General features: G+C 36.5%; 15 protein-coding genes. 1 reads left to right on the top strand and 14 read right to left on the bottom strand.

What is annotated here, in order from left to right:
- Positions 1–350: 350 nt before the first annotated feature.
- The gene (locus C7972_RS19835; protein ID WP_110357912.1) at positions 351–2,687 is read right to left on the bottom strand and encodes a beta-N-acetylhexosaminidase; all 2,337 of its coding nucleotides are present in this window, start codon (positions 2,685–2,687) and stop codon (positions 351–353) included.
- Positions 2,688–3,019: 332 nt separating this feature from the next.
- Between C7972_RS19835 and C7972_RS19840 the strand changes: the two genes are divergently transcribed.
- On the top strand, positions 3,020–3,892 hold the full coding sequence (locus C7972_RS19840; protein WP_110357913.1) for an AraC family transcriptional regulator: 873 nt from the start codon (positions 3,020–3,022) through the stop codon (positions 3,890–3,892).
- Between the two features lie 556 nt (positions 3,893–4,448).
- Here C7972_RS19840 and C7972_RS19845 read toward each other — a convergent pair.
- From C7972_RS19845 to C7972_RS19905, 13 genes are all read right to left on the bottom strand, one after another.
- Positions 4,449–6,512 carry an alpha-L-fucosidase gene (locus C7972_RS19845; RefSeq protein ID WP_110357914.1) on the bottom strand — a complete coding sequence of 688 codons (2,064 nt, stop codon included), beginning with the start codon at positions 6,510–6,512 and terminating at the stop codon, positions 4,449–4,451.
- A 168-nt stretch (positions 6,513–6,680) separates the two neighbouring features.
- Positions 6,681–7,295, bottom strand: coding sequence for an LUD domain-containing protein (locus C7972_RS19850; protein WP_181422946.1), 615 nt, complete (start codon positions 7,293–7,295; stop codon positions 6,681–6,683).
- Positions 7,282–8,640 (bottom strand): lactate utilization protein B, encoded by a 1,359-nt coding sequence (locus C7972_RS19855; protein WP_110357916.1) that lies wholly within the window; start codon positions 8,638–8,640, stop codon positions 7,282–7,284. Before C7972_RS19855 ends, C7972_RS19850 begins: the two co-directional genes overlap by 14 nt.
- Positions 8,634–9,371 (bottom strand): (Fe-S)-binding protein, encoded by a 738-nt coding sequence (locus C7972_RS19860; protein WP_110357917.1) that lies wholly within the window; start codon positions 9,369–9,371, stop codon positions 8,634–8,636. The genes C7972_RS19855 and C7972_RS19860 overlap by 7 nt, the downstream gene beginning before the upstream one ends.
- A 19-nt stretch (positions 9,372–9,390) precedes the next feature.
- A complete protein-coding gene (locus C7972_RS19865; protein ID WP_110357918.1) occupies positions 9,391–10,455 on the bottom strand; it encodes a Gfo/Idh/MocA family protein in 1,065 nt (354 codons plus the stop codon).
- Between the two features lie 33 nt (positions 10,456–10,488).
- The gene (locus C7972_RS19870; protein WP_110357919.1) at positions 10,489–10,932 is read right to left on the bottom strand and encodes an L-rhamnose mutarotase; all 444 of its coding nucleotides are present in this window, start codon (positions 10,930–10,932) and stop codon (positions 10,489–10,491) included.
- Between the two features lie 12 nt (positions 10,933–10,944).
- On the bottom strand, positions 10,945–12,558 hold the full coding sequence (locus C7972_RS19875; protein WP_110357920.1) for a sodium:solute symporter: 1,614 nt from the start codon (positions 12,556–12,558) through the stop codon (positions 10,945–10,947).
- Between the two features lie 1,102 nt (positions 12,559–13,660).
- A complete protein-coding gene (locus C7972_RS19880) occupies positions 13,661–14,800 on the bottom strand; it encodes an aldose epimerase family protein (protein WP_258364907.1) in 1,140 nt (379 codons plus the stop codon).
- Between the two features lie 544 nt (positions 14,801–15,344).
- Entirely contained in the window at positions 15,345–16,985 is a 1,641-nt protein-coding gene (locus C7972_RS19885; RefSeq protein ID WP_181422947.1) for an arylsulfatase, read from the bottom strand.
- A gap of 10 nt (positions 16,986–16,995) precedes the next feature.
- Entirely contained in the window at positions 16,996–18,507 is a 1,512-nt protein-coding gene (locus C7972_RS19890; protein WP_110357922.1) for a sulfatase, read from the bottom strand.
- 10 nt (positions 18,508–18,517) lie between these two features.
- Entirely contained in the window at positions 18,518–20,560 is a 2,043-nt protein-coding gene (locus C7972_RS19895) for a beta-L-arabinofuranosidase domain-containing protein (protein ID WP_220020929.1), read from the bottom strand.
- A 210-nt stretch (positions 20,561–20,770) separates the two neighbouring features.
- Entirely contained in the window at positions 20,771–22,429 is a 1,659-nt protein-coding gene (locus tag C7972_RS19900; protein ID WP_110357923.1) for a glycosyl hydrolase family 65 protein, read from the bottom strand.
- 41 nt (positions 22,430–22,470) lie between these two features.
- On the bottom strand, positions 22,471–24,606 hold the full coding sequence (locus tag C7972_RS19905) for a beta-L-arabinofuranosidase domain-containing protein (protein ID WP_110357924.1): 2,136 nt from the start codon (positions 24,604–24,606) through the stop codon (positions 22,471–22,473).
- Positions 24,607–24,627: the final 21 nt, after the last annotated feature.

Below are 24,627 nucleotides of genomic sequence, written 5' to 3' on the forward strand. Positions count from 1 at the left end.
CCTCTTTATATTTCCTTCAAGACCACCCCTTCCCTTTCAAGAAGTGAAATCCCTATTTTCAAATTTGCAATGATCTACTTGGTTACTTCAAAATGGGTAAAGACATATCCTTCCATGTAATTTTGGTATATACCTCAACCAGCATGAAACATCTTCTTTCTGGAAATGTTTTTAAATTAGATCAACATTTTCCATAACCATTTGATGCCATTCAGTTATAAAAAAATCATCCAAGGGAAATCAAAAAAGTATTGTCTATTTTTATCTCCCTTTTTCTAGTTTTGGAATCTTATTTTGAGAGTTATTTCTTCCTAAAAAATGGTTCGTAGTAATGTTATTTTGCTTTGTGATTAGTTTAGAATTAATTCATCAATTGCTATAATGCTACTACTGCCTGCCATGTGATGCCCTTTTGGTATTGGAGACGGCGTTTTTACTTTGATTTTAATACTCTTTACTTTGTTTTTCGATAATGGTATACGGTATTCAACCTTATTTCTTCCCTGTATCCCAGCTTCAGGCATGTACATGTTGCCCAAGGGGGTATAGTTAAAATCATCTATGGAGCCCGATACCTCGACTTCTGTTGGAGCATAAATTCCGGATATGGTATACCTAAGGGCCTCAAATTTCAGTTCGTCCAAGGCTGTTATAGAGTCAAGGTATATAACCACTTCTGCATTATTTGATAAATATTGCCAAGATGGATCTTCCTGTTTTAGCCTCCCGTAGTTCAAATCGGTCAACTTGAGCAATTCCTGGGTATTATCGTTAGAATGGTCCAGGACTTTAGCTCCAGCAGCTAAATGAACAGGGAATTTTAAATTGGAAATATAGCCAACTGGCTTATCCTTTTTAAAGGCTCTTGCCTTTACATCTTTAGTTTTGTCTATTATAAATGTTCCTTCATATTTTAAAGATTGTTTAGTGGGGGTAGTACCGTCCAGAGTATATCGAATATCGAGCCCATTGACTTCCGTTTTTAATGAGATATTGATATTTTTCCCATTGCCTTCGTGGTCTATCCATGGACTGAACGCACTAACAGCATACCTAATATTTTTGGTGTCCATTCTTTCAAATTGTTTCAAAAGTCTATCGCTGAAATCATCCCAATCTTTTTCTGAATGTTCTGTCCAAGCATTTTCTGCAATTGCAAAGAGTCTGGGAAATGTCATGTAGGTAAGCTTACCCCAATCACTTATGGATTCTGTCCACATATTTGCCTGGGTTCCTTTAATTAGTTGTGCCTCTTGCGCTGTGAGACTATCGGGAACAACCTTATAATTATAGGAAGTTGACAATAAAAGTTCTGAGTATCCCAAATTTGGTTCCAAGTCATCATGCCCTTGTTTTAGGTCTATATAACAAAAATTTGACGGGGTCATTATTACTTCGTGCCCCGATTTGACTGCACTAATTCCACCCAGCTCACCTCTCCAGCTCATTACAGTGGCATTTGGAGCTAATCCTCCTTCATGAATTTCATCCCAACCAATCATTTTGCGACCTCTGGCATTAATAATTTCCTCCATGCGCTTAATAAAATAACTTTGCAGTTCCGCTTCATTTTTCAGGCCTTCTTTTAAGATTTTTTGTTGAGCATCAGGATCAACCCGCCATTGCTCTTTATTGCATTCGTCGCCACCTATATGTATATAATCAAAGGGAAACAGGTCCATCACTTCATTTAACATATTTTCCGCAAACTCATAGGTTTCTTCCTTTCCAGGGTTTAGTGTATTATTTCTTACCACTCCACCGGTGGCAACAGTGTATTCGGCATTGACACATCCTAATTCTGGATAGGAGGCCACAATGGCTTGGGAATGACCAGGCATGTCAATTTCCGGGATTACCTCTATGTATCGATCCTTTGCATAAGAAATAATTTCCTTAATGTCATCTTGTGTATAGAACCCGCCATATGTAGCTTTTTCACCTTGTTTCTGCCTTGGTCGTCCAAACCAATTGGAGATTGTTTCATCCGTAACATTGTAATCAACTCTCCATGACCCAACCTCTGTAAGTTTTGGAAAACTTTTAATTTCTATACGCCACCCTTGATCATCTGTCAAATGCCAATGAAAACGGTTTAATTTTGATTCGGCCATAAAATCAATAACCGCCTTTACCTGTTCCACGTCAAAAAAATGACGGGAAACATCCAGCATATAACCTCTCCATTCAAACTTTGGCCTATCTTTAATATATACTACAGGTATACCCCATCTAATAGGCTTATTTAAGTCTTTACCAAAAAACTCCACAGGGAACAATTGTTTCATACTCTCCATAGCATAGAAAAAACCTGGACCGGATGCTGCTTTCACCTCAATTTTTCCATTCATAACATTCAAAACATATGCTTCAGCAGGCAAAGAGGAATCAGTAATAAAATTTATGTCTCCATTATTTGAGATGGATACGATTGGTTTCCAACCAGAAAGCTTCTTAAACCTAGTTAAAATCCTATCAACAATTTTCAGTTGCTCTTCATTTTCCACTGCTATTTTTGTATTTGAATCAAACTCAAAATACCCCTCTCCAATAACTTGTTCTTGCGGTTTTGGAATAACAGCAACTTCACCTACTCTCAACTCCTTATCCGTACAAGAGATAAATAAAAACAGGTAGATAAAGCAATTTTTTAAAGCCTTTATAAGGTCAACTTCTTTACCACACATAAAATTTATTTATAAACTGTTATTTTTTAATGAAATGGTCAGGGTTAATCCCGTTATCTATTAAATAGTCCTTCTTGAACTATCAAAATCACACTAAACCCTAATTTCATCCAAACTTTGATTATGGAAGGTTCTTTTAATAATATGCTCACTTCCGTAATAATATTTCAGTGTAAAACTAGAAGGAAACCAAAGTGCTATCTACTAAAATTATTTCCAATTATGATACGATTTTTGCAAATAGATTGATTATATCTAAATATTATGGCATTATACTTGGTGAATTAAGTATATTGTGTTAGATTTTTAAAACTAAACTTGGAAGGCAAAAAATGAAAGCACAACTAATCGGGAGGTACATTGAACCAAATAAATCGGTAAGTCTTCAAAATTACAGTTCTGAAAATTTTTTAAAAATCTGGCACTATCACCCTGAATTGGAGTTGGATGTTATATTATCTAGTACAGGTACCAGATTTGTTGGTGACAGTATTAAAAAATTTATACCTGGGGATGTAGTATTAATGGGGGAGAATTTACCACATCTTTGGCTAAACGATAATATATATTTCCAAGAACATTCTGCATTGAAAGCAGAAGCTGTTGTTATACACTTCGACAACAAGTTGGTTTCGGGAATGCAACAAATACCAGAGATGGAAAATATTATTTCACTTATACAAAAGGCAAAAGTTGGTGTCGCCTTTAGAGGTGGAGCAAATAGTTCTATAATTAAAAAGGCGACTGATATGGTAGAAAGCTCGGCCTATGACAGAGTTAATATCCTAATTAACATTATGGCGGAATTGGCTGCTCGAAATGATTTTGAATTATTGTCCAGTTCGGGTTTTGTTAACTCATTTCAAGGTATTCCAAAAAGTAGAATGGCTCCTGTTTACAATTATGTAATGAATAATTTCAAAGAAGAAATTAAACTTGAAACAATTGCAAAGATAGCACATATGAATCCATCCTCTTTTAGTCGCTATTTCTCTAATTACCATAAAAAAACCTTTACGCAATTTGTTAATGAAATTAGAATAGGTTTTGCATGCAAGATGTTGATGGAGTATAAATGCAATATTTCCCAGGTGTGTTATGAATCAGGTTTTAATAATATTTCAAATTTTAATAGAGTTTTTAAGGCAATCAAACAAATTAGTCCTTCTGAATATATCAAATTACATTTGAACAAGAGATTGTGAAATAGACATGGTCCATATATCGCTACCTCTTTGGATAATGACACAATTCATAATTACAGATATTGGATCTATTCTAAATCGACCTTGCTATGTAATAAGTTTCACAAAATAGCATAAGGAGATTATTTGTAAATAAACTTTTGGAAAGTATTGCTCCATAATAAAAGCCGGCAAGCAACATCCAAGACCGGATTATTCAAATCTTTTAAATATGCCTGTGTGATTCTTAAATTATGATGCCACAAGGACCCGTCTATAATATCGGTCACTACCCCTTTTTGTTCCAAGCAATGGGCCAAGCTGAATTAGGCAACAGAACTAGGTATATGAAAAATGTCAATTTGCAAGTTTAACCGGATACTTAAAATTTTAACCATAAGTACTGATACTTGCGGTTAAATTGGAAGGGAGTTTGGCATCCAATAACCGTAAAAAAAAGGTTTTTTACGGTTATTGGACACTATACATTGTATTATCTGATGTTTCAAACGATATGACCACCATATTGGATTAATAGGTAACCCAAAAAAAGAGAAACTAAATCAAAAATTTTTGATCAATACTCAACCTCAATTATCGAATAAATATCCACTGGTGGAACATTTACGGTTATAAGGTTCTTTTGATAATCAAATTTTAGTCGCTTGCCATCTGGCTGTAAATTAATTGCCTTAGGTTTATTATTGGATTTAATCTCTATAGTTAACGAATTGGAAGGCATCACCTCGCTATAACCGTAAACATTTTTATTAAAATGTGCCCCATCGGCATTAATTAGATGTACTAATATATTCGATTCATTTTTACCAAGTACAACATGTATTTTTTCACTTCCAATTACGCGCACCCCTGGGGTTGGATTAAGCTTGTCCAATACATTGTTCACTATTTTATTATAGATGGGGTGCCTGGACACATTATATGATTCTGACAGATCCATATACAAACCGGCAATTTTCCCTTTCCCGTAATCAGCTATGGTGGCAACTGGAAATTCGGTTGCAAAACGGTAATCACGTTGATGGTATACGTGGCCAATAGTACTAGTTCCTTCCTTAGGGGTTACTTTTTGCCAATTGGTCCGTATTCCTGTAATACCATTTAGATCTTTATCCCCTATATTAAATTGTTCATGGCTGTTGGTTTCCACAAAAGTAACACCTAAGTACGGCTCAAATTGATTTACAGCATTAGCGCCCATAACAAAAAGATTTCCGCCGTTATGTACGTATTCCAGTAATCTCTTTTTTAAAATGCGGTCATAATGGTCCCATTCCGGAATAACAATTACAGGATACTTTTCCATACGCTCATCCAGGTGATGGTCCATCAAGATTTCAACAGAGTTTTGACCGTCCATAAATAGGTTATTAAGGCCTTCCATATTCGACCCCCATCCATATACCCCTTTATTATCTTTCTTCCAACCTTCCCCAGAATACCATAAAGCAATTTGAGGTATCACATTGCTATTCTGACAAAAAGGTTGTCGTTCTCTACAAAACTCTGCCAGTTTTGTCATTGCATCTACATCTATACTATTCTGAAACGACGCATCCCTATTTTGCTGAAAGTATACCTGAAATCCGCCCCCCATAGCCATTACTTGAGCCGCTTCCTGTTGTAACTGTACCAGCGATTTAGGACTATGAATACCTGCCGAAAAATCCAAAGGCACAAATCCCCATGACATTAAATCCCAAGGCTTCCCCTGCAAGGCAAGGCAACGAGCTTGAAAGGCAGCACTATAAACACAGTTCTGGCCTGAAACGTCTCCCGAAAGAAAATCGACATTTATATTTACTTTTTCGGGCATCATCGAAGAATAGGCCCAATTACTTGCTACTTGGAATCCAGGTTTGTAGGTATGAATTGCATCTACATAATGTTCCAAATATTGTTTGAATTTGGTTCTATTAAAATCCAACCATTTACCATAATTTGGGTCTTCGGAATTTAATGGTACCGCATCCAAACCTGTTACCTGTAAAAAGGCGTCAACAACTTCTGGAGAATAATCAGGGCCTGTAGCCCAGCAATCGCCATCTATCCATGCCCCATCGATTTTATAATTATCGATCATTTCTTTTATTTGAGGAATCAATAGTTTATCCGAATATGGACCTAAATAGGCGGCATGTCTAAGGTCTTTAGAGCCATCTGCATTTACACGGGCCCATTCCGGGTTACTACTAATTCCCTTATCATCCCATATGCCAGAATAATGTACATAAAGGGGGATATTAAAGGAATTGGTCACCTCTCGCCATAGCCTCATGGGATCTTGATTGAAACTATTAGCAGAGTATCCAACTTTGGTAGGATAGCTTGAAAACCCAGGATGTCCTTTGCTGTCAATTTGTACGTAATCGGGTTTTGTACGTCTTAAAAAATCCGCTAGGTCCTTTTCATTAAAGTATTTTCCTAAATCTTTATCATTTGCGGTGGCATGAAAATCAAAGTGAAAGCCAAAAAAACTATCTGCTCGCTTCAACTTTTGCTGAGCATTAATAAATAATGGGAAACTTATCAACATAATTCCCATAAGTATTCTACTTGTCTTGTTAATCATATTTTGTTTGCGTTTATTTAGATCGTCATTTAAAACATTTGAATTCATTACTATTACAATTAATTAAGTGGTTGTTACAATGTCCATAATAGCAATTGTTTAACAAACTATTCTCTTTATTGCCATTAATCCATATTTTGCCTTGCTTACCTAAAAACAATAATTTTTTTGTTTTTACTCCCATTGTCAGAGTTCATCTTGCACCTAAGGATTTTCCTATTGGGAATCAGAAGAGCCGACAATTATAACTAGGTGGGACATTGGTCCATGTGCTCCAATAATTAAATTTTGTTCTATATCTCCCGTCTTGGATGGGCCTGCAATGAAGGCTCCAAATCCGGTTTTAATTTTACCCAAGGCTTCATAAGCATGGTGCATTGTAGGCACAATTTGCTTAACATTCAGAATAAAGATTGTATGGTCCACTATAAAAGGCAGGGTCCTAATATTCTGCATCGAATCATCGTCCAACCAAACTGCTCCATTTTCGGCCACTCCAATAATACCATTGATTATCGAAACCTTAATATCACTCCATTTTTTAGGGCTGATCAGTCCATTAAAACTCCAACTTTGATGGTCTACAATATTTCCCGTTAAATCTGCGAATGATCTCCCATTGATTTCCTTTAGAAGCACCTCTTGTAAGTTATCCGCTCGATCTAGAATTAGATAGTCCCCATCGTTGTCTACTAAATTCTCACAAAAATTGATAACGCTATTCTCATTATCGTCAATAAAAAATTGACCTAAATCGATATTGGTTTTATCATTTGGCTTATTTTCCTTAATCCGATATAGTATTTTGGTCCTACTGTTAACTTCTTTCATTGTACCATTCTTTAAAGCTTTTCTTTGGGGCATTGGGTAAATCTCTCTGTTTTCCCCATATGTTTAGTTTATTGTATAAAATACTTTTAGGTAATAATTTGATAGCCCTTCGCATAACAATTCCAACTATATTATAGAGCCTGGGATGCTCAAATACCTTCTGATTCGTTTTCATCGCCATCTGTTTAACTCTATTTGGGTGTTCTTTCATAATAATTTGCCTCCACTTGTACAATTGGGAGTGGATGTCGATTTTCACAGGGCAAACATCCGTGCAAGACCCACATAATGTTGATGCAAATGGTAATGACGAATATTTTTTTAAGTCGATGTTGGGAGACAAAATTGATCCAATGGGACCAGGTATAGTGCTCCCATAGCTATGGCCTCCACTACGTCGATATATTGGACATGTGTTCATGCAAGCACCACATCTTATACACTTCAAAGAATTCCTAAAATCCTCACTTGCCAGTTGTTTAGACCTTCCATTGTCTACTATTACAATATGCATTTCTTGTCCTTTCCTAGGTTTGAAAAAATGGGAAGAATAGGACGTAATGGATTGACCGTTGGCGCTTCTTGCCAATAGCCTCAAGAATACTCCTAAGTGTTCAAGTTTGGGTATAATCTTTTCTATGCCCATACAAGCAATATGGACTGGCGCTAAATGAACCCCTAAATCGGCATTGCCTTCATTGGTACAGACAACGAAACCGCCCGACTCCGCAATAGCAAAGTTGACTCCGGTAATAGCTGCATCAGCATTAAGAAATTTTTTCCGTAAATCCGTACGAGCGGCATTGACAAGAAACTGGGCGTCTCCATTTGAAGGAGGAGTACCCAACATCTTCTGAAATAGCTGATCTATCTCTTCCTTCTTCTTATGAATTGCCGGAGCGGTTATGTGACTTGGCTTTTCCTTGGCCAATTGAATTATCCGTTCACCTAAATCTGTATCCACTATCTCAATGCTATACTTTTCCAAATAGGGATTCAAATTGCATTCCTCGGTCAACATTGATTTGCTCTTAACCAGCTTCTGCACACTATGCTTTTCTAGGATGTCCTTAACAATTTTATTGTGCTCATCACCGTCCAAAGCCCAATGGACATGAACGCCGTTTGACAGGGCCATTTTTTCAAATTCTTCGAGATAAGTATCTAAATGGGATAGTACATTAAGCTTAATTTCCGAAGCCGTTTCTCTTAATTGTTGCCAATTGGGAATTTTATTGACGCCTAAATCTCTATTTTGGCGCAAATGCCATATGGCTTTGTCATGCCAATCTACTCGACTCTCGTCCTTATTAAATTCTTTTGCTGCTTGTGAATGTGTTAACATTGGCTATTTAAAATTTCTGCAATATGTTTAACCTCGATAGGCAAATTATTTCTTTTGGAAATCCCTTCTAAGTGCATCAGGCAGGACATGTCGGTCGCTGTTATAATTTCAACACCATTTTTAATATGATCGGTTAGTCTGTCTTTTCCCATTTTAATTGAAATTGCTTCCTCAGTTATAGCGAAAGTCCCACCAAAACCACAGCATTCATCTTTTCTATTAAGAGAAACCAATTCAAGTCCCTGTACTTTTAAAAGCAATGATTCCGCGATGGAGTGCGGTTCGGAAACCAATTCACTGCCCTGACCAAGTTTCAGACCCCTTAAACCATGGCAACTCTGATGTAGTCCAACTTTTTTATGTAAAGAAGCATCTAAGTGCAGGGTTTCCATTACGTTGGCAATAAAATCACAAAGTTCAAAAGTGTTTTTTCTTAAGTGGGTAACATTTTCATTTTGTTCAATTATATTATAATGGTGCCGAACATGGTAAGCACAACTGCCAGAAGGTGTAACGACATAATCATATTCACGGAAGTTTTTGATAAATAGTTTGCAAGTATCCTTTGAATAGCATTCAAATCCCGAGTTAGCCATTGGCTGACCACAACAAGTTTGGTTCTTAGGGTAGTAAATGTTTACACCTAATTTCTCCAATAACTCTAGTGTAGCGACTCCCACCTGTGGATAAAATTGATCAATATAACATGGTATAAATAGACCGACTTTCAATGTATTTCTTATTCAAATATTAATAATTACCATTTTTTTCTTGTCCAGCACTGGATTCGTAGCATTTTTCAACTACCTCCATGGTGCAAAAAGCATCCTCAACGGAGTTGATATAATTATAATCAGGGTTTTCCATTTTCTTCATTAAACCTGCCATGGTACCTATAAATGCATCGGGGAACCAAGACCCTTCTATTTCCAAAGTTTGCCATCCTTGATCATTTTCAGTGGTGATGAACTCGAACTGATCTGGTAATCCTTCGGGATAATTCAGGTTAAGACCTACCACAATTTTTATTGCACCCGTTGTACCTTCAAATTTGAAATAGGATTCCTGATGTCTTATGCCAAAATCATGGCCATGATTTGTGTTTATATTGGCCCTTATAAAATCCCCGTAATCCATAATAATGGAAGACCTCGTGTTTGCCAGCTCAGGCATATTGGGATGTTTTGTGGTTTTCGCCAACACTCTTTTAGGGTTGCCTAAAAAGTACCGTATCATGTCTATATAATGGATGCTATTGTAAAGGATCTCCATCCTAGGAAGTTCATATAGGAAGCCCCACAAATGCCAGGGCGTTAATACATTAATTCGCACATCAATATCGTGCAGGTCACCTATATTACCATTATCAATCATTTCTTTAGCTGCCTTGATATAAGGAGCATGCCTTAGCTGAAAGTTGATCCCTGCAACCAATTCCTTTTTTTTACAGAGATTCAATATTGCCTTGGCTTCCTCGATGTCTTCCCCCATTGGTTTTTGGATCAGCACTCCGGATTTGTCCGGGAGCAAAGGTAAAACCCGTAAAATGGCAGAGGCCGGTAGAGCCATATCAAAAATGCATTTATCCCTTTTGGCTATACTTATAAGTTCATTTATATCTTTACAAACAACGGGGATTTCGAATGTAGTAGCCAATTTGCACGCTTTATTAATGTTTAGGTCATATATTGCATTTACCTTGAAGCCTGCCTTTCTATAGGCTGGTAAATGGGCGTCCCCTACGATTCCCCCAGCACCAATAATGACTATTGGTCTTTTGTTTATGGGTAAATCTGGTGATATATTAGATTTCATTTGATTGATTTAATGTGAAAATGGATATTAGAATTAATCATGATGAAAGACTTCCTCCATACTGGCCCACCACTCACCATCTGCTCTGGTTTCTAAAGGTTCCTGACAAGGATCGGTTAATTTCCACCAAGCCTTGGTAACTGAATCTTTGGCCATTTCTGCCATATCGCTTTTGAAATCATTGCCTATATACTCGAAATAACTAAATAAATAACCATCCTTAAGGTATATGGAATAGTTGCGAATATTACTTTTAGTGATTTGCTCAAGGACACCGGGCCATGGGTTAGCGTGAAGTTCTATATATTCATCTTGCTTCTCAGGCCTGAGCTTAATAACTGATCCATATCTTTTTACATTATTGTATCCGTTGGAAAGAATAGTTGAATCAGTTTTACTTTCTTTTTTGTTTTCTGTACATGCCAATAATGTAGAGCCCAAGGCTACGATTAAAAAAGTTTTAACAAATAAATTCATGTCGTTGTTTTTTTATCCAATTGTGATATATAAGATTGTCATTAAGAATACTAAAATTGAAGTAAGAATTAAAGGTGTGTTAAATCTTTCTCCTTCTTCTTTTTTTAAGAAGGCTAGAGGGGAGCTCAAGGTGCAATTTTTGATTTTTTCAAAGTCGGGCGGTGGAGTTGCCAAGCTGGCAACAACATAAATAACGCAACTGCATACAAAAAGCCACCATGCCTGCATCATAAAAGGAACCCCCAAAATTTCTGTTATCACCTTTGTGTCTCCTACAATCGGAAAATCGATTAGGAACGCTACCAATCCTAACAAAAAACCCCCAATAAATGTTGCGATGGCACCTTGATGGTTACCCCGCTTCCAAAATAATCCCAATACAAACACAGTGGTAATTGGAGGCGAAATTACAGTCAACAAGATATTAATAGCTTCAAAGATACTATTGAATTTTGCAATTAACGGCGACCAGGCAATGGCTATGGCCATAACGACTATGGCAGTAATCCGCCCTATCAAAATTTCTTGCCTATCGGTAATACGGGGCCTATTTCTTTTTACAATATCTATGGAAACCAATGTGCCGGCACTGTTCAATGCTGCAGCAATAGTACTCATAAGCGCAGCTAAAAGGGCGGCGGCCATTAACCCTTTTAATCCTGTAGGAAGCAATTGGGTTATTAACACAGGATATGTATCGTTGGCATCTGTTATAATATCTTTGAACAAAACATAACCAAGCACACCTGGAAGCACTAAAATAAAGACGGGTAATATTTTTATAAAAGCAGCAAATAAAGGACCTAATTTAGCATCCCTTAAAGTTTTTGCTCCAAGCACACGCTGAACAATGGTCTGATCTGCGCACCAATACCATATACCGATTACGGGATAGCCCAATACCAATGCCTGCCATGTAAGTCCTGATGTATTTGTGGAGGAAGGCAATAGATTCAATTGTTCCGGCCTTATGGAGTTTTTTAAAGTGGTCAAATTATGTATTCCATGGTCGGGAAGTGCAAGAATGGCAAAGGCAGTGAGAATTATTGCGCCTCCTATTAGAATTACAGTTTGTATGGTTTCTGTTACAACTACAGACTGCAGTCCACCAATAACCGTGTAAATCGTTGTTATTAAGGATATTAACAATATCGACAAATATACATTTAGCCCAAAGAAATGCTCAAAGACCACCGCACCGGCATATAGACTTACTCCTATATGCATGAACAGTGCTCCAAGAAGAGCCAAAAACGCCATCCATGTACGTGCAGAAGAGTTGTATCTTTTTTCCAAGAATTCAGGAAGTGTAGATATTTTGTTCTTGTAGTAAAAAGGAGCAAAAACCAAACTTAATACTATTAAGGTCAAAACTGCCAACAACTCAAAATTCCCCCAAACCAAACCATCATTAAAACCAGAGGCAGCAAGACCTACTAGGTGCACTGTTGAGATATTGGAAGCGAACAATGCAGCGCCTATAACCGGCCATTTCAATTTGCGCCCTGCCAAAAAATAACTGTCCGAAGATTGGGATTGGTTTCGTGCTACCCTTAAACCTATAAAAAGTATTCCTAAAATATAGAAAATTATAACAAGGATGTCGATTATGGATATTCCATTCATAATTCTATAAAAATTTTAGATATAGAGTATCTATCTTTTTTAATATTATATGTCTTAAATATTCAGCCATGTGTTTGGCAATTAGTTGGAAAATCGATTTGGATGATTAAAAAGAAACCAATAATATGAATGTAAGAACAGCACATTTATTTCGGTCATAATTTTAGCTTCAACAGATTAATCCGCCATAGATTAACATGGAGCCTTGTCCCACTTCCAACAATTGAGGGTAAAACTAGAAGGATACGTAAATCATATCTACTGAATTATTTGCAAATTATGATTGCATTTTTGCAAGTCTGAGTTGTTATTACATATTTATGTAAAAAAAATGGTGAAATATTTGATTGTCTATAAAAATATGGCGAATCAACTCCTCGTTAATCTACCTACTTTAATTATCTTCCAAGCTTACTATCCAGTTCATTGAAATAACTGATTAGGGCTAATAATCAATATTTTGAAAACACCCGAAATCACCATAAAACTATTAAATAGATACCTCTCTCCTTTTGACGTTACAGATAATATTTGCGACTACCAGCATTTAACTTTGATCTCCGGGACTATTTTATTCCTTGTATCGTCAAGGTATATTAATTTTATTGTTGACGACAATTTTCGCATAAACACAACAATTGGTCATGATCCTTCTTGTGTACTTATAAAATGAGCCTATTTCGGATATTTGGCCAAACAAAAAAGGCTCCCAATTTCATGGAAACCTTGTCTTTGTCATTGTGGGCCCTACTGGATTTGAACCTGTGACTCCGCTAATTCCACTCAGCAAGCCAACGAAAAAACCCATCACCAATTTCATATAGCGCAAAAGGTCTTAATTGATCCTGGAGACAGAATCAATTCGGTAGATTCTGGATACCTTATTCAATTTTACAGGAAATAAAAATATAGGATAATGCTTTTAGGTAAAATAAATTTCAAAATACTAAATTGTAAAATTAAGCAGCGTTTTCATCTATATGCTGCAATATGACCATAACTTACCTTGTTTTCCCTTAAGATGTGGCACACCATTTTTTTTTAAAAGCCATTAGAACAAGATTTTTTTGGGATCAATTATATTACTAAAAGTTATCCCACTTTATTTTTCGACTAAAAATTTATAAACACAAATTGATGTGTAAACTTCACCTGGCATTAAAACAGTACTAGGAAAATTTGTTTTATTTGGAGAGTCGGGAAAGTGTTGGGTTTCTAAACAAAATGCCCCTCTGTAAATATATGGTTTACCACTCTTTCCTATATCTTCACCATCAAGAAAATTTCCACTATAAAATTGCAAACCTGGTTCGTTGGTGTACACCTCCATCACCCTTCCACTTTTGGGTTCTTTAACCTTAGCTGCAAAAGTTAAGCCTTCATCCTTCACCGGATTATTATTCAAAATAAAATTATGGTCATACCCCTTGCCAAATAACAATTGTTCATTTTTAGATTCTATATCCTTACCAATAGATTTTCCCAATCTAAAATCAAAGGGTGTACCCGCAACATCTGCCAATTCTCCTGTAGGGATTAAGCCATTGTCAATTGGTGTAAATTTATTGGCGTTAACAGTTAATATATGGTCCTTAATAGTTCCATTACCTTCCCCTGCTAAATTAAAAAAGGAATGGTGGGTTAAATTAATAATAGTAATTTGGTCACAGGTTGCCGTATAAACTATTTTAAGTTCATTACTATTGGTTAAGCTATAATTTACCTTAACATTTAAATTTCCAGGATAACCTTCTTCACCATCAATGGAAATCCTTTCAAACTCAATTTCATTTTTTGAAATTTGTCGGGTATTCCATACCGAGCTTTCAAAACCCTTATCACCTCCATGCAAATGATTTCCATTATTATTCAAAGCCAGTTGGTAATCAGTGTCTCCAATGGAAAATTTGCCCTTTGCTATTCTATTACCATATCTTCCAATCGTAGCTCCAAAGTATTTTTCTTGGGCATTTAAATATCCATCCAAATCTGAAAAACCTAAAACAACATCTTCAAATACCCCTTTCTTATCAGGAACAAAAAGAGACACCAATCGCTGGCCGTAATTAGTAAATGCGACTTCAATATTGTTTGCGTTCTTAATACTAAACAAATCTGTGCTTTTCCCATCAATTCTTTTCTTGAATGATTCAGCATTCATTTTGAGAGCAACATTATTTGTTTTTGAACTTTTGCTGTTGACCGTAATTTTTCTCTCCTTACATCCAATTAAAGCTATCATTAAAAACAATAGTAATTTGTAAAAATTTTGTAGTTTCATATTATATCCAGTTATCATATTAAAAATAAAATCCCGCCATAAAAAGACACCGAATTGCCAACTTAAGTTTATTGGTCTTCAAATAAACACATAGGCTCTAAAAACCATTTGGGGCCTTCATCCGGCACGTATATATGACCTTCATAGTGAACCCCAAATTGGTTTGGAACACAATCCTGGGCTCATTGCAAAAAAACATTGCCGGCTTTAAAACAGAGTGGTCATTGTATACACTATTTAGTGGATATCCAGACCTATGTCACCAACTGTTCTGTGGGACTATCCTGCAAGCTCGTGTTTAGGTACTAGGCCATGAGATATAAGAACAATAGGAGATGTTTCATCCATGGAAGCATATAATTTTCCTCCCCCAGTTGCTTTAAAAACTGTTTTATTGGTTTTTTTTCTATTATCTAAATTTGTTTTTGCAGCCTTCCTAACCGGTTATTGTTGAAAATTAGGTAATTAACCACCTGCCTCCTCTTCATTTATAACAAGTGTATAATTAGTTTTTATTCGCTGGCAATGGCCACTCTCTGACATCAGCTCTTTCTGCCCATTCAAAATAGGCCCTTTTCAACTCTATGACCAATTCAGGTTTTTCATCAACCAAATTGTTTAATTCTGTTGGATCTTCTTTTAGATTATAGAGTTCCCATGGACTTTCACTTACAGCTACCAACTTCCAGTCACCTTTTCGGACAGCCCTATTTCCAATATGTTCCCAATACAGATACTTATGGTCCTCTACCTTTTTTCCTTCAAATAAAGGTGTTAAGGTTTTCCCTTCCAGTGAAGTTATGTTATTACCTTTAAAGGTTTCGGGATAAGATGCCTTTGCCAAATCTTGTAAGGTAGCCATGACATCTATAATATGTCCGCGATGTGTATTAATTTGTCCGGGATTAATTTTATTTGGCCAATGTGCTATAAAAGGGGTAGCCGTTCCTCCCTGATGCACGTAACGTTTATAAAGTCTAAAAGGCACATTGCTAACATTTGCCCAAGCTTGACCTTGACTTACAGACCATCCACTTTCTTCTTTCCAATCAGCATAATTGGCCATCTTATTCTTATCCCAATTTAAACCAAACATACCTCTTTCGGCCGAACACCCATTATCTGACAAAAATAAAATCAAAGTATTTTCATATTTGCCTATTTTTTTAAGATGTTGTACAAGGCGCCCAATATTTTGATCCAATCTATCGATTTGGGCGGCATACATTGCACGTCTAAAATCAAGATTCTCCTTATCAATTTGTGGTAAAGTATCCCAATTAACATTATCTGATGGTGATAAAATTGCATTTTGTGGTATGACACCAAGATTTTTCATCCGTTCATGCTTTTCCTCCCTTAACTTATCCCAACCATCCATGTATTTGCCTTTATATTTTGCAATATCCCCATCTGGTGCTTCCAAAGGAAAATGTGGTGCATTATATGCCATATATAAAAAGAACGGCTCGTTATTTTCAGGCTTATTTACAACCTCTTCATTCAAAAAATGTATACCGTAATCTGTAAATACATCTGTCGTATACCAATCTTTTTCAGGGTGTAAATCGTTGATAGGGTCCTCTGTTGCCGGGATATGTACTTTTCCATCAAGATATACGTCACAACCTTCCAATACCTTCCAATAACTATCCACATGTATATTAATACCGTAAAATCTATCAAAACCACGACTAGTAGGCCATTGTTCTTTTTCTTTATGACCAACATGCCACTTACCGGACATCAAGGTTTTATACCCTGCACTTTTCAAAACCTCGGCCAATGTTACTGAGGTATTGTTTAAAAAACCTTGATAAGCACCGCCTAAATCTTCACCATAGACCATGTTACCTATTCCGGCTTGGTGTGCATACAAACCTGTTAGTAAACTAGCACGCGTTGGACAACATCTGCCAGAATTATAAAAATTGGTCATGCGTATACCACCATAGGCCAAACTATCTATATTTGGCGTATTAATTTCACCTCCATAACTACCTAGATCAGAATACCCCAAATCATCGGCAAGTATCAAAACAATGTTGGGTCTGGCATTGTCAGTTGGGGCCGTGGCAACCTTCACATTATTTTTACAACCTAATAAAGCCAAAAATATAATTATATGTGGATATACGTTTTTCATTTGTTTTGTTTTAAAAGTTTCCATTTGCAGATCTTATAATATTTCTATGCTCATCTATCCAATTATCCTTGTACCAGGACATGACCCTAAACTCGTCCTTTAGTTCCTTCATCTTATGTAACATGCGACCTTTCATTTTTTTGTGTATTTCTGCATAAAATGAATTATTAACCAAATTTTTTGTCTGTTGCGGGTCTTGAAGATTATCAAAAAGCAGCTCCTTACCATCTTTTAGATATTTAGCATAAGTAAAACGTTTATCTCTCACTGCTCGCCATTCATGACCATCTTTCCACAAATAGGTGTGCCCCATTCCTTGTAAAAAAGCATATTCCGGTTCTTTTCCAACTATACCTAAACACGTTGCACTTAAATCCATACCTTCCACCGAACTAGGAGAAGGCAAACCTGCCAAACTTAATATAGTCGGCATTAAATCCGGCGTATTTATGGTTGCCTCCGACTCTAAACCTGCCGGAATTTTACCGGGCCATCTAAATAATAAGGGAATACGTGCCGCACTTTCGTAAAATGTCAATTTAAACACGCGACCATTTTCACCGAACATTTCACCATGATCTGAAGAAAAAATCACTATCGTCTCCTCATCAATGTCAAGTGCTTTTAATTTTTTCATTAGACGCCCCATATAAACATCTATGCTTGCAACCATTGCATAATAAACCCTTTGTTGCTCTGGAATATTTTCTTTCCAATAGTTCAGCCACTCTTCAGGGTTAGTATTTCTGTCCATATAGGGATCTGGTGTATCCTCCCAATTATCTGGCAACTTGAATTCCACATCCTTAAACAGGTTATAGAACTCTTCGGGAACATTTGATTTTACCCAAGGGTCATGGGGTACCCCAATATTTAAGAATATGGCAAAAGGTGCCTTGTTTTTAGATTTGTTCTCGATAAAATCCATCGCCATATCAAACTGCGCTTCAGGCTCGTACGCCTTATCATAAGTTTTTCTTACCCGAGTATCTTCATAATAATAACCTTTATAATTGGAATGATTAAAATTATATGCAGCCCAATAACCATCAAATCCCATTCTGTATGGCCCAGGTGGGACATATGAAGTTTCAAACTCCCCGTGATGTCCTGCAATATTGGACCACATATGCCATTTACCTATATAACCGGTTTCATAACCATTTTCCGTAAGCACATGGGCCATAGTCTTATGGTTCGGGTTCATACGAATTTCATTTGTTACCATCCCGGTACTAGTTGAGTATTTTCCTGTTATTAAGGATGCCCTATGTGCTGAGCAAACTGGCGTAACCGATACACAATTTTTAAAATTCAATCCCTCTGCCGCCATTTTATCCAAGTTTGGAGTAATGGCTTTATAGTTGCCAGTATACCCCATCATATCGTGACGGAGTTGATCTGCCATTACATAGATGATGTTTGGTTTTGTATTAATGACCGATTTATTTTGATCTTGGGATAAAACACCATACGGACAAATGACCAACAATAGAAATGACGGTACTAAACGTACTTTCATAAAAATGCTATTAGTTATATTTTTTGTATATATCCACCTCAGGAAACTGAGAAACCCTAAGGGTTGTACAGCCATAGGGAATCAACTCTATTTTCACATCTTCCGTACCTAATTCGCGGTGCGGATGTGGAGATTCCGGGAGTTTCCCTGTATTACCATTATATTCTTTCCAATGAGGCACCAATTTCCCAATGGTGTAAATAGAAATTGGTGCATTTTCAATATTCCATGGCATATTGGAAACTTTTCCTTTAAACTCAACTATAAAATCACTTTCTTCTAAAGTTTTTCTAGGTAGTCCATAATTCCAAGGTGATTTGGGTAGTACTTCAAAAAACGGATCTTTCCATGTATCTTCCTTCTTTTCAACCCAGTCCTCATCAATTTTTAAAGCGTATAAAAGAGGCCCTCTTTCTATGGCAATAGAACGTTCGTACCAACGTGAAGTTCTCACTTCCATGGGAAATCTTAAAACAACCTTATCTCCTTTTTTCCATGTCCTTTTAAATAAAACCTTGTTATCGGTAACCGCAAAATCCATATTTTCTCCATTTATGGTAATTCTAGGATCGGAACACCATTTTGGAACTCTAAACTCAAAATCAAAACTCACATTTTTATCAGGATTAACAGTGAATTCAACGGTATCTTCAAACGGATAATTTGTGCTTTCCTCTATTTCAACCTGAATACCGTTACCTACTTTAATTGTTGCCGAAGAGGGCGCATAAACCAAAGCCGCAATGCCATTATTGGCTGTGGCGTAAAATAAATTCTGTACTAGTTTTGGCCAACCTTGATGCATGTTGGATACGCAACAGGGGTACCCTGTTGTAGTGCCGAACAATGTGCTGCTACCTCCGTACTCACAATCGAAATTGCGATATTCGTGGGTTACTTTAATTTGATTTGGTTGCTGAAAATATTGCTTATTCATGAAAGAATCATCATGTTGCGTAGGCAAAACGTTATATGCAATTTTTTCTAAATAATCAGCATAATAGGTATTGCCGGTAATGGGCAACATACTTTCAAAAGAATACATAATTTCCACGGCAGAACAAAACTCCGAACCTTGAGTGGGATCGTTGCCATGTAAGGCCTCGTCACCGCCATACATGCCATTTGCAAAACCATGTCCTGCCCGTAGCGATTCCAATCCTTTTAATGGAGCGTTTAAATGTAAAGAATCCTTACTTTGCTGGTAATAAATAACGGGTTCTTTAAGCCCTTGGGCAACATTTACACAATGTAGATCAACATATGGATTAGATTGCATTAATTTAGTACCTGAGAAAATTTCCGTCCAATTATAGGTTTGTTCATGAATCAATTTACCTAATTCCAACAAGTATGGCTCTTTAGTAATATTATATAGCCAATATACTATTTGCAGATTGTCTCCACCTCGTCTACCTGCCCAGTATGTATATTTATCCAAAGGGGTACTTGGTAATTCTTTTAATTGATATCTAAAATAGTTATCCATTAAAGTTAAAACCCGATCATCCAATGTAGCTGTATAATACTGTTGGAATACTTTAAGCATTACCATTTTAGGCCACCAGTCCTCACTCATTGTTTGCTGTGTCCCCTTTATTCTAGGCGTATCCTCTGAAATTGGTATAGGTCCGAAGTAACCTGTATCCCTCTGGTTTTCAATACTCCAATCTACCCACTTCTTAACTTTTTCCTTTAGCTTTTCATCTTCTAACAAATAGGCCAATGGAGTAAGACCATCTACCCAATACGGTCCTCTTTCCCAACTATCACCAGTACCCCCAAGCCAACCATTGTTATCGCCAGCTACCACCTCATAAATTTCATCAAGATTCCCAGTAAGTCCATCCCTCTGAATTTCAAGCATATTCTGCAACCATCCTTTTGCCTTGATGTTACCTAGTGGCAATGCCGTATACGGTTGTGCTACCAATGGTTCTTGATTGGTTATGTAATGGGAGTTTCTTTGAGCTTGGATGCTTGAAAAACTCAATAGAATTATTATGTATATAAGATACTTTTTCATCATTTTACTAATTATTTTATTTGCCATTCGTTTAATTCTGCCGATTAATCTGATATTTCCATTTCCAAGCGTAGCACATTTCCAATTACTTTTTTATACAACACTTAATTTGCTTTACCATCTACCTTAATGGAATAACGAAATGCTCTTTTTGTTTTACAACTATTTCATTTTTTACACCTCTGTTTCAAGTCTCAACTTAAATGGCAAGGGAATCTTGGTACCATTTATAACCAATCATATTTTCAATGAAACCTCCTCCACAATTTCTGATTTGAATATTCTATTACCATTATAGAACACTTGAAAACCTTCCCCTCTTTTGTAATGGTTACCGGTTTTATCCCATAAGACAGTAAGGATCTTTCCCTGATAATAAACATTGTCCAGGCAAAACCAGTCCCAATTGTCAGGAACCAATGGTTTAATTACAATACTGCCGTCCAACTGAGGTTTAAACCCAATCAAATCATTAATTATCAAATCACAGAACCCGGAATGATTATAGTCCTTTCCTCTCTCCTCGCCTCCCTTTTTACTAGACCAAGTATTATTATCCCAAGTCTTTAATCGGGTACGCGAAATCCAATCACCTGTAAATGGGTTAATATTTTCATCGATCCACATTTGTGATTCACCATTTTCCCAAGTAATTCTATGGGACTTGGCGTATTGCTTTAGCAATTGGTAATAATCATGTTTTGTTAGGTTACCATTATATTTATAATTGTTTAAAAAATTTGAAAAGCTTTTTAGGACTTGGGTCGTAGCAAATGGCCAAGAAGGGCCGTTCCACTGACATTCGTGTCCTTCATATTTAATCTCAAAATAAGGATGCGAACGCTCTGTTGTAGTAAGTCCAAAGGGAGCGGCAAAACCTGTGGTATCAAGTATTTTATTCCATGCCTTAATATATTTAGGGTCGTCCTCCGGTAAATTGAAATACCATGGTGTATATCCAATTAGTTCACGTATATCAATAGGTTGGTCATCATCCTCATAATCCCTTGGAAGCAAGGTGAAAAAGCTCAAAGAATCGTTCCAAAGCCTACCCTCCACGAGTCCCTTAATTTGTCCAGCTTTCCTTTTAAATTCTTGCGACCATTCCGGTTCCTTTAGATAATTAGCAAGTTCAGATATCGCACTTGCATCTGCATACATGTAACTATTGATTGTAGGTCTGGATGCAATGGTATTCCAATCGTCTTCCCCATTATTTAAAACGCGTCCTCCTGCGCTCAACTCCATGCCGTCATAATTATCGCTTTGCCAAAAAAGACGATCGGGGGCATCCCGATGTTCATTTTCCCATGCATAATAATTATCAATTAGGGCAGGAAGGTACCTTTTCAAAAAAATTGTATCCTTTTGTACTTTGATGAAAGCTGCAATAGAATTTGCTGCCCAAAAGCTATACTTTCTAACATTGTCCGCTTCAGATAGCCAATACTTGATATAGTCTTTTATGTATATGTCATCGTGTAGCCAACGTCCTTCATAAATATGATAGGCAGCAGGACAATTGATTGTATTATATTTTCCCGACCAAGGTACTTCTGGCAAGAATTCTGTAATTACGAATCCTTTAGCAGTTTGTTTAAGGTGTTTTCTAAAGGTCCACCATCTAAAATAATATGTTTGTTGGATTATACTATCGGGAATATCCAACAAAGGAATGTTCCCTTCTAAAAACGAAATAGCCTGTTTATTGGGAACATATTGTATGTAGAGCTCATTATCCTTATCATTAAACTCCTTAAAATAATGAATAAAGTCGGTAAACTTGAGGATCGTTCCCTTTGCCTCAGTCTGGGAATAGGAACCCTGAAGAAATAATACCATATTTAAGAAAAAAAATATTTTACGTTTGTAACTAGAAATGAATTTTTTTTTCATGTGGTATCAAATATTGGGTTTTCAGTTATATTAAATTTTTATTACTTAATATTATATGTTGGAAACTCTGTAATTCGCAAGGTTGTACAACCATAGGGCACTAAGGTGATTTCTTCCCGCTTAATATCCCCGCCATAATTGCCATCCCAATAATAGCCATCCCAAAAACCGGGAAATACTGGCGCCCCATTTATCTCCTTCCATTCCGGAACTTTTACTCCAGTAAGTTTTATTTCAAGAGGGGCATTTTCCAAATTCCAAGGATAACTCCCCTCCCAAGGCTTTTCTATAATTTCCGCAGCTTCAGATATATTATCCAACTCGGACTGTATTAATCCATAATTCCAATCGTCCATTGCAAAAACCTCATAAAAATCCTTATAAATGTCGCCTCTATTTTTTTTTCTTTTCTCATCTCGTATTTTCAATGAATAAACCAGTGGCCCTCTTTCTACTGTAGAAGAAAACTCATACCATTTAGATACTTTCAGCTCCATTGGCATATTTAAAGTTATTCTATCTCCATTTTTCCACTTGCGGTTTATAATGGCAATTCGATCTTTTACTTCAACTTCAATTGTTTCTCCATTAATTGTTATTGATTGATCAGTAGTCCATGACGGAATTCTCAAGTGGAATGGGAATGTGGCCTCAGAATCCAATTCAAATTCAAAATTGACACTTTCCCGAAATGGAAACCCTGTAGTTTCATTAATCTTCAAATTTGCCCCATCACCTACTTTTAAAGAAACAGTGCTTGGCGCATACAAGAATGCCGCTACACCATTATCTGGAGTAGCATAAAAAAGATTTTGGACGAACTTTGGCCAAGATTGATGCATATTGGTCGTGCAACATGGATATCCCGAAACTACCCCAAAGACAAAATCGGTACCTTTATGGGAATTGGTTTGAAATGAAGTTTCTAAGCGATCACTTAATTCTATTTGATTAGCAGCCTGAAAATATTGTCTTGCCGAATAATCATCCGTCGCCTGGGCAGGTAAGGCATTGTATGTTATTTTTTCCAATAAATCAGCGAATTCCATATCTCCAGTTATTTTCAAAACACTTTCCAAGGAAAACATTTCTTCTGATATTGAGCAAAACTCAACACCTTGAACAGGATTTGGGCCGTGTAAAGGTTCATCTCCACCATACATTCCCTGTGGTTGTCCATGATATTTTTTAATATCCTTTAGTGCTTTTTTTACGGCTATAATATATTTTTCATCTGGGTTGTTTTGATAATATATAATAGGCTGTTTTAAACCCTGTGCAAAATTAACGGTGTGCATACCACCTATCTTAGAAACTGTTAGGTTATTAATTTCTATGGTATCAAATGGATATCGTTTAAGTTTAGTATAATGCCATGGTGTAATAGGATCATTATAATTTTCTTCATTTAAAAACACCTTGGTCCAAGGAAAAGTTTGCTTTTGAATAATCTCTCCTAAATCCAACAAAAAATCATCACCTGTTATATTATAAAGCCAATAAACAACTTGTAAATTATCACCCCCTCTTCTATTTGCCCATAGAGTCAGATCATCCAGTGGCCTATTGGGCAGTTCTTTTAACTGATATTTAAAATACTTTGTCAAAGTTTCAATTACTCTTGGATCTTGAGTTGCATTGTAATATTGCTGTAATATTTTAAGCATTACCATTTTCGGCCACCAATCCTTACGCTTCCCACGTTGTAAACCTTCTTCGTGCTCCGGTTCTGTTTCAAATGGGATAGGCCCAATATAGCCATCGTCTGTTTGGTTATTGATTGTCCATTCAATCCATGGCTTAACCTTTTGCTTCAGTTTCCCATCCCCTAAAATGTATGCCAATGGGAGCAATCCATCTATCCAATATGGTCCACGTTCCCAACCGTCCCCATCACCCCCGAGCCAGCCATTTCTGGGACCAACCACTTCCGGGTATAACTCATCCAGATTTCCTGTCATACCCGCTGCCATTACTTGAAGTTGCTCTTTCAGCCAACTTTTTGGTTTTATTGTTCCCAAAGGAAGTTCCAAATAAGGGTTTGGCTTTAACGGTTGTCTATTTTGTAAGTAAACAGTATTTAATGTCCCTTCTTTTTCAACTGGCTTTTCTTTATCACTTTTATTGCAGGATATAGAAAGAATTACATAAAGAAGGATAAAGGCTATTTTTTTCATAATAAAAATTTAAAATAAATT

It is taken from the genome of Arenibacter sp. ARW7G5Y1 (assembly GCF_003201775.1).
Taxonomy (GTDB): domain Bacteria; phylum Bacteroidota; class Bacteroidia; order Flavobacteriales; family Flavobacteriaceae; genus Arenibacter.

Excerpts from the sequence above, each read along its gene's own strand:
- C7972_RS19850 (WP_181422946.1), bottom strand. The coding sequence starts at position 7,295 with ATGAAAGAAGTTAACAGTAGGACCAAAATACTATATCGGATTAAGGAA.
- C7972_RS19835 (WP_110357912.1), bottom strand. The coding sequence starts at position 2,687 with ATGTGTGGTAAAGAAGTTGACCTTATAAAGGCTTTAAAAAATTGCTTT.
- C7972_RS19870 (WP_110357919.1), bottom strand. The coding sequence starts at position 10,932 with ATGAATTTATTTGTTAAAACTTTTTTAATCGTAGCCTTGGGCTCTACA.
- C7972_RS19880 (WP_258364907.1), bottom strand. The coding sequence starts at position 14,800 with ATGATAGCTTTAATTGGATGTAAGGAGAGAAAAATTACGGTCAACAGC.
- C7972_RS19890 (WP_110357922.1), bottom strand. The coding sequence starts at position 18,507 with ATGAAAGTACGTTTAGTACCGTCATTTCTATTGTTGGTCATTTGTCCG.
- C7972_RS19845 (WP_110357914.1), bottom strand. The coding sequence starts at position 6,512 with ATGAATTCAAATGTTTTAAATGACGATCTAAATAAACGCAAACAAAAT.
- C7972_RS19875 (WP_110357920.1), bottom strand. The coding sequence starts at position 12,558 with ATGAATGGAATATCCATAATCGACATCCTTGTTATAATTTTCTATATT.
- C7972_RS19900 (WP_110357923.1), bottom strand. The coding sequence starts at position 22,429 with ATGAAAAAAAAATTCATTTCTAGTTACAAACGTAAAATATTTTTTTTC.
- C7972_RS19905 (WP_110357924.1), bottom strand. The coding sequence starts at position 24,606 with ATGAAAAAAATAGCCTTTATCCTTCTTTATGTAATTCTTTCTATATCC.
- C7972_RS19840 (WP_110357913.1), top strand. The coding sequence starts at position 3,020 with ATGAAAGCACAACTAATCGGGAGGTACATTGAACCAAATAAATCGGTA.
- C7972_RS19865 (WP_110357918.1), bottom strand. The coding sequence starts at position 10,455 with ATGAAATCTAATATATCACCAGATTTACCCATAAACAAAAGACCAATA.
- C7972_RS19855 (WP_110357916.1), bottom strand. The coding sequence starts at position 8,640 with ATGTTAACACATTCACAAGCAGCAAAAGAATTTAATAAGGACGAGAGT.
- C7972_RS19895 (WP_220020929.1), bottom strand. The coding sequence starts at position 20,560 with ATGGCAAATAAAATAATTAGTAAAATGATGAAAAAGTATCTTATATAC.
- C7972_RS19885 (WP_181422947.1), bottom strand. The coding sequence starts at position 16,985 with ATGAAAAACGTATATCCACATATAATTATATTTTTGGCTTTATTAGGT.